Genomic DNA, 15,694 nt, shown 5'->3' with positions numbered 1-15,694 from the left:
AGCCCACCAGTGTTAGGCGACATCTTCTGATGGATATCCCCCTGCACCCCGCTGTGGTCGCCGAAATGGCGCGCGGCCAGCAATTCCTCGAACGAATCCGATCGGCGCGCCGAAACCTCGAACAACTACGGGTCACGGTGAGCTGCCCCGACGGCGACAACACGCTCGTCTTCGACGGCGACGGCATGATCGTCGAGGCGTCGTTCGCCGCGGACCTGTTTGACCGCTACCCCGGCGACAAGCTCAGTGAACTGCTGCTGGCCATGTCAGAGGAAGGATATTCCCAGGTGTCACAACACGTCAGCGCCCAAGTCGCCGCGGTCGTGGAGCAGCGATGACAAGCAGCGACGCGCTGGACCTCTTCCTGAGCAGCTGCGCAGCCCTAGGCGCCGAGGTGTACGGACGCCGGCAGGTACCCGACAAGCGCGCCGCGCGCAGCGGATTCGAGCGCCTGACCGCGCAGTACCCCGATCAGTGCGACGGATGGCTGGGCCTGGCGGCCAGCGGAGACGTCAGCCGCGCCGTCCTGGAAAACGCCTACCGCGCCCTGGACACCTGCGGTGAGTTGATCACGGCCGGTGACGTGGCCGCGGACGCAATCGATTTCGCCTTCGATACCGGCATGTACATCCAGCTGCACGCGCGCGGCGCCGACGGCGTCATCATGGCGTGCGCGGCCGCGCGCGCCGCCGCTGGTGACTACGCCGGCGCCGGCGAACTGCTTACCGACCGGGTGCTTTCGGCCGTCCCCGGCCCTGCCGGCTGGGTGTTGGCGGTGGTCTATTTCCGGGCAAAACGCTGGCATGACGTGCGCCGGGTCCTGGCGCCGCTGGCCGCACAGGTACGCAACGATCCGTTCCTGCACCAAGCAGTCCAGGTGGCCCTCGGTTTGTCCGGCGCCTATTTGGGCTTGTGGGAGCAGGGATTTGACCAATTGAGCAGCCAGGGGCAGGGGCCGATCGCGGCGGCCAGCGCTGAGGCGCTGCTCGGTGCGGGTTTGTGCGCTCGAGCGCTGGGCCGCGCCGAGGCGGCTACCGCGCTGCTCAACGAGGCCTACGCCGTGGTGGGGGTCTCCGACCATGTGCGCTCGACGATCGCGACCGCGCTGAGCGATCCGGGCTTCGGTATCCACCCCACCACCGCGGCGCGCATCGATGCCCGCAACGACTACTGGGATCCCGACACCGAGCCCGGCGAACGTGACTTCGCGCGCCAGCTCGGAGCGGCTCGCCGCGAAGAGCTCAAGGCCGAAGCCGCCGCCGAGCTCGCCGACTTCGTCGGCATGGTCGACGTCAAAGACCAAATCGCGCGGCTGGAATCGAGCGTGCGCGGAGACAAGCGACGCGAAGCTCTCGGGCTGCCGGTGCGCAACAAATCGCTGCACCTGATACTTGAAGGCCCACCGGGCACCGGTAAGACGACGATCGCCCGGGTGATCGCCAAGCTGCTGTGTGCTGCCGATGTGCTGCCGTCGGACACCTTTGTCGAAGTCAGCCGCTCAGATTTGGTGGACCGGGTTATCGGCGGCTCGGAAGCCAAGATCAAGGCGATCATCGACCGCATCATCGACGACGGCGGCGGGGTGCTGTTCATCGATGAGGCCTATGCCCTCACCGAATCAGATTCGGAGAGAGATTACGGGCGGGTGGTGATCGCTGAACTGTTGCGCGCCATGACAAATCACGCCGGCAAGCTGATGGTGATTGCGGCCGGCTATGCCGACAAGATGCAGGAATTCCGCGACTCCAATGAGGGGCTGCGGTCCCGGTTTACACGCAGCATCAGGTTGCCGTCCTACACCGTCGACGAGCTGGTGGAGATCACGGTGCGCAAAGCCGCCAAAGGCGGCAGCATCATCTCCGATACCGAGCCGCTGCGCGCGGCCTACGCCGAGCTCGCCGCTGCCACCGCCGTGGACACCAGCGGGCGGCGCCGTCCGGCGATGGACGTGTTGGGTAACGCCCGCTTCAGCGAGAACCTGATCCAGTTCGCCGAGGAGCAGCGCGACCACCGCCTCGACGTCACCGGCAAACTCGACCACGACGACACCACCGCCGAGGAGTTGCAGACCATCACCGCCGAAGACGTGAGCACCGCAGTGGCGCGTGAACTCGAGCGGGCCGACAAGGAACAGAACATCAAGTTATCGCGCCACGACCGCAATCAAGGACCGCTCGCAGGGACGGCGGCCCCGCAGCGCGCAGAGCCGGTGGGTTCGGCTGAACCCGACTTATGGCGCCGCGGCGGTACCCAAGCCGACGGAGGCGCGCGATGAGCGCACCGGTCACCCCACGTCCGCGGCGGGGGTTTAAGTCCCGCAGCGTCGAGCTAGGCCCGACCGCGGCGCGCAAGCGGCCCTGGGGATTCGTTACCCGCCACCAGGTTTCGGGCTGGCGGTTCCTGATCCGCCGGATCAGCAACGGCGTCGCGCTGCGTGACACGCGGATGCTCACCGATCCGCTACGCCGGCAGGGCCGCGCGCTAAGCGTGGGCACGCTGATCGCGGCCGTGCTGGTGGCCGGGGCGTTGGTGCTGTCGATCCTCAAACCCGCCGGCGTCACCGGCACCAAGCACGTGCTGGCTGACCGATCCACCAACGCGCTGTATGTGGTGGTCAACGATGAACTGCATCCGGTGCTCAACCTGGCCAGCGCCCGCCTGATTTCGGGCCATCCCGACACCCCGACCGTGGTGAAATCCAGCGAGATCGACAAGTTCCCACTGGGCAACACATTGGGCATCCCCAATGCGCCCTCGCGCATGGTGCAGTCGAGTGTCCGCGACGCGCGCTGGATGGTGTGTGACGCCATCGGCGGCGCGGAAAGCGGCGCAACGGTTATCTTCGGCGATCCGGTTGCCGGCCCAGGACATGCGGCGGCGCTGCCGGCGTCCTCGGCGGTGCTGGCCACCAGCGACGGCGGCAAGACCGCCTGGCTGATCTGGGGCGGCAAACGCAGTCAAATCGACCTGCACAACGCCGCGGTCACCGCGGCAGTGGGGATCAACGCCGACACACCCGCACCGCGGACCATCAACCGTTCACTGCTGAATCTGATTCCCGAATCCGCGCCGCTGGTGGTGCCGTTCGTCGCCAACGCCGGCGATCCGCCCCGCTTTGTGTGGCCGGTCCCTGGACAGACGCCCCCGCCGGTCGCCTCGGTGGTGATCGACCATGACACCAACAACCAGATCCGCTACTACGTCGTGACCGCAGACGGGCTACAGGCCATCTCCCCGGTGGTGGCGGCGATCCTGCGCGCCAACGACGCCTATGGTCTTGTCGAGCCGCCCGCCCTGACGCCAGACCAGGTCGCCAAAGCGCCCAAAGCCACGCCGATTTCGGTCGACGATTACCCGTCATCGGCGCTGCGGATCATGGATCCCAACACCGACCCTGTGACCTGTGGGCAATGGGTGAAACTGGGCGGCGCGCCCACGTCGAGCCTGACGCTGCTGTCCGGGCAGAGCCTGCCCATTGCCGCCGACGCCAAGTCCGTCGGGCTCACTGGCGCCGGGCCCACCACCGCCGCGCGCGTCGTGTTGCCCCGGGGCAACGGCTACTACGTGCAAGTCACCGGGCAGCAACCGCAGGCGACGACCAAAGAGTCGCTGTTTTGGGTCTCTGACCTCGGCGTGCGCTACGGCTTGGAGGACCCAGCAGCCGGCCAGTCAACGACATCCACGGCAGAAGTGCTGGGCTTGAGCTCGCCTCCACTGCCGATTCCCTGGTCGGTGCTGAGCCTGTTCGCCCCCGGCCCCACCCTGTCCAAAGCCGATGCGCTGGTTGCGCACTGATAATGGAGAGCCCTGATGCGAGAACGATTCCCCCATCGGCGCCGCGTGGCCGGCCCCCAGCACAAGGCCAAGGATTTCACCCTCAACCCCCCGCCGGAGCTGCCACGCACCGTGGAAGTCGGCGCCCTCAAGAAGGCGCTGCCCTGGGTTTTCGGCGCGTCGATGGTCGTCATGGTGATCTTCATGTTCATGACTGGGTACCGGCAGATGCAGCCGATGTACCTGTTCTTTGTCGCCATGATGGTGATCGCGCTGTTTCAGTCCATGCAGGCCCAGGGCGGCACCAGCGAAATGTCGACGCCCGAAGTCAATTCCGAACGCGCGGAGTACTTGCGCTGGCTGTCGGGCAAAGGTGAAGAAATCCGGGAGGTCGCGGCCACACAGAAAGCTAGCGCGGAGTGGTCACACCCAGACCCCGAGGTGCTAGAAGCGGTGATTGGATCACCTCGAATGTGGGAACGCGGCGCTACAGACCCAGACTATCTGCACGTGCGCGTCGGACGTGACGAGGTGCGCCTGCAGAGCAAAATCAAGGTCAAACCCGTTGAGTCCGAACTCGATCTGGAACCGGTCACCTACACGGCGCTGCAGCATCTACGGGCCGTGCAGCAATCGATTCCCCACTGCCCCAAGGCGATTGACCTGGCCGGCTTCGGCATGATCACCGTCTACGGTGACCAGGTTGTTTTCGGGGCGATCCTGCGGGCCTGGATCGCGCAACTGGTGTGCTGGCACACCCCCAACGACATCGCTTTGGCGGTGGCCTCGCCGCGGCTGGAGTCGCAATGGAACTGGGCGAAGTGGTTGCCGCACACCGAAAGCCACGACATCGACGGCGCCGGACCAGCACGGTTGCTCGGCATCTCGTTGCGTGACGTCGAGACCATGCTGAGCCCGCTGATCAAAGATCGCGACAAGGTCGTCGACGACAAAGGAAACACAGACTCGGCGGCGGTGAGCAAATCGCACAAACACGTCGTGGTCGTCGTCGATGACCCCGGCGCCCCGCACGAGGTCGTGCGGCGCATCGCCGCACGCGACGGCGTCACGGTGATCGTCTATCGCGCGACCGCCGGCCCAGACCGCGATTACGCGCCCCACTCGCGCGAGCTGCTGCTGCGGGTAGGCCGTGACGCCCACGACGGCGCCGCCGCGGTGCAAATGGACACGTGGCAGAACTTTCGCTGGCAGACCTTTTGCGCCGAGCCAGACGTGCTCGACGCGCACGTCTCCCGGCACGTGGCTCGGCAAATGTCGAAGTGGGACGCGGCGCCGACCAGCCGGCAAAATGCCGAATCGGCAGCCGCGCAGAATCTGCTGGCGTTGCTGGGGATCACCAACGCCGCCAAGCTGGACGTCGAGTCGCTGTGGGCACCACGGATGCTGCCCGTGGGCACCGGAGAGCCAGTGGATCTGTCACCGATGTTGCGGGTTCCGCTGGGATTGCAGCCCAGCGGAGCACCGCAGATGCTTGACCTCAAAGACGAAGCCGACGGCGGCAACGGGCCGCACGGGCTGATGATCGGCATGACCGGTTCAGGCAAGTCCACGTCGCTGAAAACGTTGGTGTTCACCCTTTTTGCGCACCACTCCCCCGACGTCGTGCAGGCCATCCTCGTCGACTTCAAAGACGGTGCCGGCTTCGACGGCTTCGCCGGTTACCCGCACGCGGTTGCTGTCATCACCAACCTCGAGGAAAAGAGATCCCACGTCGAGCGGTTCGGTGAGACCTGCCTGGGACTGCTCGACCAGCGCGGTGTCGCGTTTGCTCACGCCGGTCGCCGAATCAGAGGCGCGGCGTTTGAGTCGCTGCGAGAATACAACGAGGCGCGGGCCACCGCCGCCGGCAAAGACCTCCCACCGATTCCGTTCTTGTTCGTGATCATTGACGAGTTCTCACTGCTGCTCAGGGAGCATCCGGAGATGGCCAAGGTGTTCGACACCGTGTGCCGCAAAGGCCGCTCGCAAGGGATCTTCTTTCTGTTTGCCAGCCAGACCCTCGACCAGGGCCACATCAAGGACATCGACAAGAACACCAACTACCGCATCGGGTTGAAGGTCGCCAGCGAATCCATCTCGCGGCAAGTGATCGGCAACGGCGACGCCTACCACATTCCCGACGGCAAAAACGTCAAAGGGACAGGCTATTTCGTGCGCGCGCCTGGTGCCGAGCCGATGAAATACCGCGGCTTCATGCTCCCTGCCCGCTACGAGCCGCCGACCACCATCAGCCGCAAGGTGATCAACGCCAAGCCCCGCGCGCGGGTGTTCACCGCCGGTCGGGTCGAGCCTGACCCCGACACCGTGATCGAAGAGGAAATCGCCGGCGAATCGGTGATCGAGGGGCCGCCGCGGTCGCTGGTGTTGACCGTCGGGCCGCAGCTGGCCGCCGCCTACGGTAAGCCCTCACCGCAGCTGTGGTCACCGCCGCTAGATGAGCCGATCCCGCTGGACGCCGTGCTGACCGAGGCCGCTGCTGCCGACGCGGCCGCACCGTCAGCGGCCCCGTGCTGGCCGCTGGGCAAAATCGATCGGCCTCGCCAGCTGACCCACAGCCTGCTCAGTTACAGCGTCGATGACGGCAACGTGTCGATCCTGGGAATGCGCAAAGAGGAAGCATCGATGGCGGTGCAGACCTTCATCTTGTCCGCAGCCGCCCGCCACTCCCCGCGCGACGTGGGGTTCTACGTGATGAGCTACGGCGGGCCCGCGGTGGGGACGCTCAACGGCCTGCCCCATATCGGCGCGATCGGCGGCAACGAGCGCAATGAACTGAACTTGCGGATCTTCGGCGACCTCGAGGCCGTCATCGCGCGCCGGCGGCGGATCTTCGACCAGTACAACATCGGCTCGCTCGGTGAGTTCCGGCGGCGCCGAAGCCAAGGCGATGAGCCAGGACTCGACGACGGCTACCCCACCGACCTGTTCTTGGTGGTCGACGGCTGGGACAACTTCCTCGACGACAACACCACGCTGCTGAATCCGAAGAACCCGCACCTCAAGAGCGTGGAACGGTTGGCCACCGCCGGGCGAGGCCTGCATGTGCTGATCTCGGCGGCTAGCTGGTTGAAGTTCGGCAACGAGGTGCAAAACCACATCAACACCCGCTTCGAGCTGAAACTCTCCCAAGCGTCGGACTCCCAAATCAAGCCGCAGAAGACCGACGAGATGATCCGACCGCAAGACCGCATCCCCAAGCACGATCTGGGTCGCGGCATCAACGGTGTCGGTGATGTCATCCGCTTCGCGGTGGGTCGCCTCGACGGCCAGCCCAGCATGGACAACCTGGACGAGAAGGTGCGCGAAACCGTGGCCACCGTGTCCCAGCACTACGCAGGCCACCCCGCGGTGCCGTGCCCGCAACTGCTGCCCGCAGTGGTCACCGTTAGCGGCCTCGGTCAAGATCGGCTCGACGGAGAGCAGTTCGCCCTGGGCCTGCGTGGCCGAGACCTGCAGCCCTTGGTGCACGACTTCACCCGAAGCCCCCTCGTGGGCGTCTACGGCGACGACGAGAAGGGCAAGACGACGTTCCTCACCCACCTGCTACGCAGCGTGGTCGCCCGCCGCTCGGGCCCCGAGCAAGCGATTGTGTGCGTCTTCGACAGGGGGCTTGGGCTCAGCGCAGAGACCGCCCGGCTCATCGAGGGCGAGGACTACTACGAGACCGACTTCGCCTCCATGGCCCAACGCCTCGAGCAGATGGCGCACGTCCTCGACGGCAGGACACCGCCGAAGGATCTGCCCTGGGAAGAAAAGCGGGCCTGGAAATTGCAAGGGGCGCTGATCTACCTCTTCGTCGACGACCTCGACGCCATTCCCGCCCAGCAGCAGATTTATGACCACGTCCCCGCCGGCGGTGTCCCGGCCAGTGGATCAGGTCGGATGGTGCAGACCTGGCAGCCGATGCTGCGCCATTTCGCCTCTGCCAACGAGGTGGGGTTGCGGGTGATCATGACCCACCGGGCCCAAGGAGCCGCTGCTGCGGAAATGTCGCCCAATTCAGTGCCGGGTCAATTGGCCAACCAAAACGCCGTCCGCATCATGCTGGGTTCTACAGCGGTCAACGACAAGGTCGGTGGAATGAAATTCCAGGACCTCGATCCAGGCCGCGGCTATGTCCTGGCCAGCGGCGGTCAAAACGAGGGATATGCGCAGTTGGCGATGCCCGACCGAATGTAACCGGAATGTTAAATGTGCACGATAGAGGTGTTAGCGTGTTAGTTGCACCTGATGCAATAACAGGCAGTTGTCATGTGTTGGCGGTACCGTGCTCTCAACCGGACCGCCACGGGGAGGCGAATTGTCGGTGGCCGCACTGAGGCGGGGCAGCGACAATTACTACAGGAACAATCGCACATAGTGAAACCAGAGGGGATGTTGTTCCATGCTTGTTGATGTCACACCCGAAGCGCTGGCAGCCGCTTCAGCTCAGGTGGCTGCACTGACCGCTCGTCTTTTGGGCACCAACGCCGCCCATGCTGTGGCCACCGGGGCCATTCTGCCGCCTGGCGCAGACGCGGTGTCGGTGAAAACCGCTGCATCCCTAGTCGCTGAGGGCGTGTCGCACCAGGCGATGGCTGGCATGGGCAACACCCAGCTAGCTGCCTCTTCAGAAGGCGTCGGCGAATCCGGTATCGGCTACACCCTCGTCGACGGCATCCAGGCCGGCGCCTACGCGGCTAACGCCGGCATCAGCGTCTAACTTCGGTTATCTGCGAAGCGTGCACCCATGTCCTTCGATACGGTCCTAGCCCAGATTTGGGTGGCGGCGCCGCCCGAAGTCCATTCGGCGTTGCTCAACGCCGGCGCGACCGCGGCGGGAATCACCGCCGCGGGAACGTCGTGGACGCATCTGAGTGCGGAATACATGGCGGCCCTGGCCGAACTCGAAGGGATCATCGCGGCGGTCGAATCCCAGTATCAAGGCGAGGCAGCCACCCAGTTCGTCGCCGCTCACCAGCCGATGCTGTTGTGGCTGGCCGACGTCGCAGCCAAGGCGGCGTTCACGGCCGCATCCCACGGCGAGATCGCAGCAGCCTACGAGGGCGCTGTCGGCGCGATGCCGACCCTAGGGGAATTGTTCGAAAACCACTTCGTTCACGGCGTGCTGATCGGCACCAACTTCATGGGCGTCAACACCATTCCGATCGGACTCAATGAGGCCGACTATCAGCGCATGTGGCAGCTGGCCGCCGATGTGATGAGCACCTGGGATGGCGCCTCGAGCGCCGCCGCAACCTCCATACCCCCCACCCCGATGTCTCCGGTCACCTTGAGCGTCGGTACCGGGGAAGCCGGTTTGGCGACCGCCGTCACAGCGGGATTCCATACCGCCGGGTGTGGCACCACCGGTGGCGGCGCGGCAACCGGCTCCGATATTGCCAGTGACAAGCTGCTCGCCGGCAAAGCCGCGAGCAGCCCGGCATCGGTCACGGACAAACTGCCACCGGCGCAAAATCAAGCACAAGGGGTCGGCAACCAAGACGGCACCGCCGAGCAGGGGCTGACCCAAAACATGGCCGGCAGCTTCCTGCAGCAAGCCGCATCCATCGGCCCGCAAGCCGCCCAGGGGCTCACCCAAGGCCCCGGACAACTGCTGACCCAAGCCCCCCAACAACTGTTGCAGGCACCCCAGCAATTGAGCAGCTTGCTGGGCCAATTCAGCGGAGGGGGCAGCTCCCTGGGACAGCAGTCGGTGCCGGTCGGCTTCGCCGGCACGGGTGCCCTCGCAGGGTTCAACCCTGCCGGGATGACCAGCCTGGCCGGCGGTGCATTCGGCAGCGGGCCCAGCAGACCGTTGATGCCCTCCACCTGGGGTGCGGCGCCAAGCACCACCTCGTCGCTGGCCAATGGCGCGCGTGCCATCACCCCTGTTGCCACCGGACTCCCCGGCGCCGCCGGCTCCAGCGGCAGTGGTGCTGGCGGCGGCATGATGGGCGGCGGCGTCCACAACACCCGAGCCCGCGGTCAACGGGTCAACACCTACGCCGACGACGCTGTCGACGAGGACGCCGACAGCGAAAAGGAGGCGTACGCAATGACCCGCTAGGACGCCTTCACCCACGCACTGCGGATCGCATCAACTCACGACAAGCCCAACTACCACCGAAAAATCAACATCGGTACGCCAAGAAAGGACACCGACAATGGGACTGCTTGACACCAACGTTCCAGCCATGGTCTCTGCCGGAAACAGCTTCGGTCAGAACGTGGCCATCTACAAGAGCACCCTGGCCGCCGCTGAGCAATCCGCCCAGGCCGCCCAGGCCTTCCACAAGGGCGACTCGGCGATGGCCTTCCAAGCGGCTCACGCCCGCTTCGTCGAAAGCGCCAACAAGGTCAACGCGCTGCTGGCCATCGCCGAGCAGAACGTGCACGAAGGCGCGACCACCTACACCACCGCCGACTCCAACGCGGCCGGCGAATACGTCATGTAGCAGCCCGGGGGTAACCCCGGCTACACATCCACTAGACGAAGCGAAAGGTACATCTCATGAGCCAAATCACTTACCAGTACCCGGCGATGCTCGCGCACGTCGGCGAGATGCGGACCCACAACGCATCTCTGCGCTCGATCGGTTCCACCATCGGCACCGAGCAGGCCGCCTTGGCCGCCAACTGGCAAGGCGACACCGGTCAGACCGCCAACCAGTGGCTGAGCCAGTGGAACCAGGCGCAAGAGGAGCTCGCTCAGCGCCACAACAACCTGGTCGAGATCCACGAGCAGAACACGATGAACATGATGAACTACGACCAGAACGAAGCCGCCAAGTGGGTCTGACCCGGCGCAACTAGCTCCAACACAGACAGGTGGGGCGGTCACCGATACAAGGTGGCCGCCCCACCTGCGTGTTATGCGGCGCCGGCGACTGCTCGCCCACGTGGGCAGCTCGTTGCTGAAGGCGGCTCCCGCTACGACCTGTTAGCCGGCGGTTCGCCACGGGTGGTCGTCCAACATGGCAGCGACCACGTCCACGACATCGGAATCACGGCTGTCACCGCGGCTGGCCAGGCGCTCGTTAGCGGCAGCAATGCGCTGCAGGAACGCGCTATAGACACTGGCTGCAGCGCTGGCGTAGCTGTCGGCGGCCTGCACCTGCGGTGCAGCGCTGTACCGCGCCGGCAGACCGCGCAACTGCTGAGCCAAATCCCAGGCTTGCTGCGCGACTGTGTGCACCAAGACGCGCACTCGCTCAATGTCCCACGGTTGACGCGCTTGCTGGTCGGCCACACCGGCTTCGAGCAGATAGTCGATCTCGCGGACCGCGGCCAACGCCTCTTCGATCGGCCCTGTGTGCGCCCGCAGCTCCGCTGTCGGAATAGGGACGCTCAAGGCAAGCCCCAGCTGTCCCGGTTCCGCGAGAACAGCCGCCTGGGCGTCCGCTCGTGCCCGCGCGACTCGTTCGTCGGCGGCTTGGCGGGCCGCCGCGACCTGCCGCTCGGCATGCTCATGCGCCGCGGCCACCCGCGACTCCGCCTCCGCGCCGATGCGCTCAACGTCTGCCTGCGCCTGAGCTGTCGCAGCCTCGGCGTCCGCGAGCGCCTGCGCGATCCGCTCATCAGCGGCTTGGCGGGCCGCCGCTACCTGCCCCTCGGCCTGACCGCGTGCTGCGGCCAACTCCGTGGCGTGGTCGGCCTGGGCACGTTCGAGTTGGCCGCGGAGCTCCTCGAGGGCTTGTTGGGTGCTTGCGCGTTCGGTGGCGCGTTCGGTGGCGCGTTGTTGTGCGCGTGCTTCTGCGGCGCGGGTCCGTTCGTGTGCTGCGGCCAGTTCGCTGGCGTGGTCGGCGTGTGCCTGCTCGAGTTGGCCGCGGAGCTCCTCGAGGGCTTGTTGGGTGCTCGCGCGTTCGGTGGCGCGTTCGGTAGCGCGTTGTTGTGCGCGTGCTTCTGCGGCGCGGGTCCGTTCGTGTGCTGCGGCTAATTCGCTGGCGTGGTCGGCGTGTGCTTGTTCGAGTTCGCCGCGCAACTGCTGCAAGGCCTGCTGTTCGCCCAGCCGTTGATCGGCGCGCTCTGCGTCCTTGCGTGCGGCCTCAGCTTGGATTGCGCGCACGCGTTCCCGGGCGTCCTGAGCCACACGGGCGGACTGCGCAGCTTCATCTCGGGCCATCTGCGCGGCCGCATCAGCATCCTGCTTGTCCTGCTCGGCTTGGCGGGCCTGACGCTCGGCCGAGACGCGTAGCTGGTCTGCTTGGACGAGCCGCATCAGCGGGGACAGGCGCTTGGGGCTCGAGCCGAAGCGGTTGCGGTGGTCGACGAGCTCACGTTCACTCATCGCCGCGACCCTGGCGAGCTCTTCGGACGCGGGTATCCCGAGCTGTTCAGCGGCGGCCACCGCGGCCATGGCAGCGCGTTTGGTCAACGCGGCCCACTCCTCGATATCGAGGTCCTCGATGTGTTGCTGCAACGTGGTCATCGGCGCCGCCTTCTGCCGCCCGTGCTGGCCTGCTGGCGTGAAGCGCTGGGCGTTTCATCTGCGGCAACCTCAAGCGGTGGGTGATCCGGCTCAGGGCTGGATGGTTCGTCAGCGCCAGTGGCGGCCGCGGGTGCCGCGGCGTCGGCGGTTGCCAGCAGTGCGCTGCCTTGTTGAGCCAGCACCCGCGAGAATTGCTTGAGCTGCACCGCTGCGGCGGCCGCCAAGGTGGCGTCTTCGAGCTGGCGTGCCTCACTGAGCAGGCCTTGTAGAACCGTCAGCGCCAGCTCTGGCCCGAATCCCACGGTGGCATCCGCGGCCGCGGCCGGCTCCATGCTGCCTTTGTCCACGACCCACGCCAGGCGCTCACGGCATTCCTTGATCGCCGCCGCGTGCCGTTCGTCGTCCCGAAGCTCCTGGTGGTGGCGTTCCCGCTGTTCGGATAGCAGGCGGAACCTTTTGGCAGCCTGGCGCAGCGCCACCACCGCGATCAGGGCCAAGATGAGTACGGCGACTAGTGCTGCCGCGCCACCGAACCCGCCTGAGACCAGGAAGTCGCGCGCCGGGGGCAGTTCCCTATTCATTGTGCGTGTTGGCGCAGGTGGTAAGGGTGTCATCGATTGCGCTCGGCATAGCGTTCACACTAGCGATACGTCGCGCTCTTTAATCGCGATTATGGCTTTGCTGGGTTCGTTTAATCGGGTGAGCGTGTTGGGTCGCTGGGCTAGTTGGTTGCCGCCCTGCGGGCGGTCGTGGCGAGCGGTGTCCGTGGGGCCCCAGGCAAAGATTGTGACGGGATCAGATTCCGTCTGCCTGGCCAACCGTATGCCCCGGGGTTCAAAGTAGTCTGCCCTAGTCGAATCCTGCCAGCGTAATTCTCAAGGCCTGTTCCAACTGAACGTGCAGCGGTGGATGTGTCTTAATGTCTGCGCTCAGCCAGCGCCGAAGTATGAATTGTGCGGTGGCCAACCCCGTGTGGACCAGCAGCGAGGGACGGATGTCGGATCCCGCATCGATGCCCATCCTTGTAGCGACGAGCTCGATGAACTTGCGGTCATCGTTGTCGCTGATCAGCGCCGGTTCGCTCAGTAGGTGGGGGGCGGTCAGCATGGCTTGTTGCCAGTAGTGCGGGTTCGGATTGGTTTTGTCCCAGGCGGTTTCGGCAAACAACGCGATCAGCGCGTCGGCTGCCGATTGGTCCGATGGCTGAGCGCCGTAGGCCGCAACGATTTCGGCGACCGTTTGCCGCAACGGCGCGATTAGCAAATCTTCCTTCGTAGGCGCGTAGCGGAAGTAAGTACTGATGGATATCCCCGCAGCGGCAGCGATGTCCTCGGTGGTCACGGCAGCAAATCCACGTTCGGCAAAAAGTTGGTGTGCGGTGCCCTGGATCTGCGAGAACAGCTCGGCGCGGCGCCGGTCCCTTAACGAGCCAGTATTTGCGGAGGGCATGACATCGCCTTCGTCAATCCGACATTCCAGGCTGCTTCCTGAGTTACTGTACGAACAGTAGCGTAGCGAAACCAACAGTACTAGGGGATCTATTGCTGGTGTCGCGATGTCGGGGACCGTGGCAGGTGACGCGGATTGCATGGGAAATAGCGGCTGCCCCACGAATATTCGCGAGCAGCCGCGGCCCCAGGCGCCCGCTAAATCCCTCGCCAGACAGTGCGCTCGCGCCTGCCGTTCACGGCGCTGTCCCGGTTGCCGGCGTTCCACTGGAAAATGGCACGTCGCAAGCCTCAGGTTGCTAGGTCCATCCTCGAGGAGAGGTGTGTGTGTCTTGTTGGCTGAGTCAGAGGCCGCGATGTCACGCCCTGGGAGGCACACCGCGAGCAACGCAGCAATCCTCGATGCCACCCAGGTGGTCGCAACGTTGGGCGGCTTCAAGGCGGTCCACTTCAAATCGGTCGCCAAGCAGGCCGGCGTCACGGTCGGGTCGGTGTGTGACCATTTCACGTCGAAGACCCACCTGTTGGTGACGCTACTCGCCCGTGAATTTGTGCGGCTGGATCAAGAACGCGACTGGAGCACGTGTGCGGCATCCCCGATTCGGCGAGTGGAATCCTTGACTCGCCGACTTCACGACGAATGGCAGCAAAATGCGAAGCTCACCGAGGCCGTGATGCGCGCATTCATTATTGCTGACACCGATGAAGCTCTGGGGGCGCAACATGCCGCCGACCTGATCGAAAGCATGCTGGCACGGGCACTCAGTGGCGGCACGGAAGGAATCTACGAGCGACAGATTGCCAGCCTCATCGCTGATATCTGGCTGGCCAACCTGATGGCCTTCGTCGGCGGCCGGGCGACAGCGGAGCAGACACGCAAGTGCATCAACAGAGCTACACGGCGTGTTCTGGATGCATGGGAGGGTGCTGGCAACCTATAGCGATACCGATCGTATCGCTGCGATACGATCAGTATTATAAGTGTGGCTCCGCTGACGTGTCGAAGGGAGCGGCTATGCACACACAATGGATCGAGCAGTGCACTGTCCAGCGAGTCTCACTGAAAGAAGGCCTGGTACTCGACCTCGACGATTACAGCGAGCTCGTAATCTCCCGGCCGATGCGGTTGACGCTTCCTGCAGTAGGAGCCTGGCCCGAGGAAGAGGTGTTGATCGACCCTGCCCACCTTTCGCCTGAAGAGCGGACGTTGTTGGACCTGGCCGGAGCGGTATGCACGCGGGCCTGGTTCGATGATGACGGGTCGCTCCATCTCGGGTTCTCCGGTGGACACCGCATCGATGTCCCCCCAGACGCGGCAGCGACCGCGTGGGAACTCTATGGCAAACGGCACGGCTACATGGCGTGTCTGCCTCGGGGCCGAGTCCGAGCGGTTCGGCACGACCTTTCTGCCGAAGAGGACGACTCGGATAATACGTAATTCGCTACATGCAGGACGTAGGGAACCATCTAGGGCTCTTAGTCGTAATGGCGGCCGGATTCGTCGAATTCAACGAGGATCAATAGCAGTGCGGGTCGCGTCCAACGCTTGGATCCTCATGCCATCCCCATTGTGCGGTCGAGGAAGTCGGTGACAGCGCCGGTGAACGCGTCGTTGTTGTCGCCGGCAACCATATGACCGGTCCCGGTGACGTCCGTCGCTTCGGCGTGCGGGACGAGCTGGAGGAATTCGTTGACGGTGTCCTGGGAGACGACGTCTGAAAGTGCGCCGCGCACGAGCAGCGTTGGGGCCGTGATTCGACGTGCTCCTTCGGCGAGAAATCCGCTGATGGTGTCGAATGCCTCGCTTCCGGTCATGAGATTGCCTTGCAGGACATCGAAGTTGGAGCTGATGAAGGCGGGGTCCCAGCGCCAGATCCATCGGCCGTCGCTCCGTTGGCGCAGAACTTTGTGCAGGCCATCGAGATTTTCGGGTCGCGCGCGGCGTGGGTTGTATTCGGCGATGACATCGGCGGCATCACCGAGCGTGCGGAATCCGTCGGGGTGTGCGGCCATAAATGACACGATGCGATGGGCCCCATCA

14 protein-coding genes are annotated in these 15,694 nt (G+C 65.0%); 10 read left to right on the top strand and 4 right to left on the bottom strand.

Features of this window, described 5'->3' with window-relative positions; translation table 11 throughout:
• The first annotated feature begins 29 nt into the window (after positions 1-29).
• The 8 genes from AC5Y4F_RS24470 (at position 30) to AC5Y4F_RS24435 (ending at position 10,576) form a co-directional block, all read left to right on the top strand.
• Positions 30-338, top strand: coding sequence for a YbaB/EbfC family nucleoid-associated protein (locus tag AC5Y4F_RS24470; protein ID WP_036473458.1), 309 nt, complete (start codon positions 30-32; stop codon positions 336-338).
• Positions 335-2,275, top strand: a complete 1,941-nt coding sequence (gene eccA / locus AC5Y4F_RS24465; protein WP_081285072.1) for a type VII secretion AAA-ATPase EccA — start codon at positions 335-337, stop codon at positions 2,273-2,275. Before AC5Y4F_RS24470 ends, eccA begins: the two co-directional genes overlap by 4 nt.
• Positions 2,272-3,795, top strand: coding sequence for a type VII secretion protein EccB (gene eccB, locus AC5Y4F_RS24460; protein ID WP_036473459.1), 1,524 nt, complete (start codon positions 2,272-2,274; stop codon positions 3,793-3,795). Before eccA ends, eccB begins: the two co-directional genes overlap by 4 nt.
• A gap of 15 nt (positions 3,796-3,810) precedes the next feature.
• The gene (gene eccCa, locus AC5Y4F_RS24455) at positions 3,811-7,974 is read left to right on the top strand and encodes a type VII secretion protein EccCa (RefSeq protein ID WP_064942974.1); all 4,164 of its coding nucleotides are present in this window, start codon (positions 3,811-3,813) and stop codon (positions 7,972-7,974) included.
• Between the two features lie 205 nt (positions 7,975-8,179).
• Positions 8,180-8,497 (top strand): PE family protein, encoded by a 318-nt coding sequence (locus AC5Y4F_RS24450; RefSeq protein WP_036473460.1) that lies wholly within the window; start codon positions 8,180-8,182, stop codon positions 8,495-8,497.
• A 27-nt stretch (positions 8,498-8,524) separates the two neighbouring features.
• The gene (locus AC5Y4F_RS24445; protein ID WP_036473464.1) at positions 8,525-9,844 is read left to right on the top strand and encodes a PPE family protein; all 1,320 of its coding nucleotides are present in this window, start codon (positions 8,525-8,527) and stop codon (positions 9,842-9,844) included.
• Positions 9,845-9,941: 97 nt separating this feature from the next.
• Positions 9,942-10,232 carry a WXG100 family type VII secretion target gene (locus AC5Y4F_RS24440; RefSeq protein ID WP_036473466.1) on the top strand — a complete coding sequence of 97 codons (291 nt, stop codon included), beginning with the start codon at positions 9,942-9,944 and terminating at the stop codon, positions 10,230-10,232.
• A gap of 56 nt (positions 10,233-10,288) precedes the next feature.
• Positions 10,289-10,576, top strand: a complete 288-nt coding sequence (locus tag AC5Y4F_RS24435; protein ID WP_036473467.1) for a WXG100 family type VII secretion target — start codon at positions 10,289-10,291, stop codon at positions 10,574-10,576.
• A gap of 141 nt (positions 10,577-10,717) precedes the next feature.
• Here the strand turns inward: AC5Y4F_RS24435 and AC5Y4F_RS24430 are convergent, their stop codons facing one another.
• The 3 genes from AC5Y4F_RS24430 to AC5Y4F_RS24420 form a co-directional block, all read right to left on the bottom strand.
• Positions 10,718-12,205 (bottom strand): coiled-coil domain-containing protein, encoded by a 1,488-nt coding sequence (locus AC5Y4F_RS24430; protein WP_036473468.1) that lies wholly within the window; start codon positions 12,203-12,205, stop codon positions 10,718-10,720.
• Positions 12,202-12,786 (bottom strand): hypothetical protein, encoded by a 585-nt coding sequence (locus AC5Y4F_RS24425; RefSeq protein WP_036473470.1) that lies wholly within the window; start codon positions 12,784-12,786, stop codon positions 12,202-12,204. The genes AC5Y4F_RS24430 and AC5Y4F_RS24425 overlap by 4 nt, the downstream gene beginning before the upstream one ends.
• A 268-nt stretch (positions 12,787-13,054) precedes the next feature.
• Positions 13,055-13,654 carry a TetR family transcriptional regulator gene (locus AC5Y4F_RS24420; protein WP_023870462.1) on the bottom strand — a complete coding sequence of 200 codons (600 nt, stop codon included), beginning with the start codon at positions 13,652-13,654 and terminating at the stop codon, positions 13,055-13,057.
• A 334-nt stretch (positions 13,655-13,988) separates the two neighbouring features.
• Here AC5Y4F_RS24420 and AC5Y4F_RS24415 point away from each other — a divergent pair, with 334 nt between their 5' ends.
• Positions 13,989-14,594, top strand: coding sequence for a TetR/AcrR family transcriptional regulator (locus AC5Y4F_RS24415; protein WP_225337321.1), 606 nt, complete (start codon positions 13,989-13,991; stop codon positions 14,592-14,594).
• A 74-nt stretch (positions 14,595-14,668) separates the two neighbouring features.
• Complete coding sequence (locus AC5Y4F_RS24410) at positions 14,669-15,091, top strand: DUF6188 family protein (RefSeq protein ID WP_036473472.1); 423 nt, start codon at positions 14,669-14,671, stop codon at positions 15,089-15,091.
• A gap of 116 nt (positions 15,092-15,207) precedes the next feature.
• On the opposite strand, the gene AC5Y4F_RS24405 is transcribed toward AC5Y4F_RS24410, so the two are convergent.
• Positions 15,208-15,694, bottom strand: a 487-nt coding sequence (locus tag AC5Y4F_RS24405) for an alpha/beta fold hydrolase (RefSeq protein ID WP_499999165.1), incomplete at its 5' end; no start/stop codon positions are given.

Source organism: Mycobacterium sp. NGS56 (assembly GCF_059812425.1).
The sequence above is the reverse complement of the archived record's forward strand: the minus strand, read 5'-3'. Positions and strand labels throughout refer to the sequence as shown.

What these genes read in the sequence shown, in the direction of transcription:
- AC5Y4F_RS24470 (WP_036473458.1), top strand. Translation starts at nt 30, where the DNA reads ATGGATATCCCCCTGCACCCCGCTGTGGTCGCCGAAATGGCGCGCGGC.
- eccA (WP_081285072.1), top strand. Translation starts at nt 335, where the DNA reads ATGACAAGCAGCGACGCGCTGGACCTCTTCCTGAGCAGCTGCGCAGCC.
- eccB (WP_036473459.1), top strand. Translation starts at nt 2,272, where the DNA reads ATGAGCGCACCGGTCACCCCACGTCCGCGGCGGGGGTTTAAGTCCCGC.
- eccCa (WP_064942974.1), top strand. Translation starts at nt 3,811, where the DNA reads ATGCGAGAACGATTCCCCCATCGGCGCCGCGTGGCCGGCCCCCAGCAC.
- AC5Y4F_RS24450 (WP_036473460.1), top strand. Translation starts at nt 8,180, where the DNA reads ATGCTTGTTGATGTCACACCCGAAGCGCTGGCAGCCGCTTCAGCTCAG.
- AC5Y4F_RS24445 (WP_036473464.1), top strand. Translation starts at nt 8,525, where the DNA reads ATGTCCTTCGATACGGTCCTAGCCCAGATTTGGGTGGCGGCGCCGCCC.
- AC5Y4F_RS24440 (WP_036473466.1), top strand. Translation starts at nt 9,942, where the DNA reads ATGGGACTGCTTGACACCAACGTTCCAGCCATGGTCTCTGCCGGAAAC.
- AC5Y4F_RS24435 (WP_036473467.1), top strand. Translation starts at nt 10,289, where the DNA reads ATGAGCCAAATCACTTACCAGTACCCGGCGATGCTCGCGCACGTCGGC.
- AC5Y4F_RS24430 (WP_036473468.1), bottom strand. Translation starts at nt 12,205, where the DNA reads ATGACCACGTTGCAGCAACACATCGAGGACCTCGATATCGAGGAGTGG.
- AC5Y4F_RS24425 (WP_036473470.1), bottom strand. Translation starts at nt 12,786, where the DNA reads ATGAATAGGGAACTGCCCCCGGCGCGCGACTTCCTGGTCTCAGGCGGG.
- AC5Y4F_RS24420 (WP_023870462.1), bottom strand. Translation starts at nt 13,654, where the DNA reads ATGCCCTCCGCAAATACTGGCTCGTTAAGGGACCGGCGCCGCGCCGAG.
- AC5Y4F_RS24410 (WP_036473472.1), top strand. Translation starts at nt 14,669, where the DNA reads ATGCACACACAATGGATCGAGCAGTGCACTGTCCAGCGAGTCTCACTG.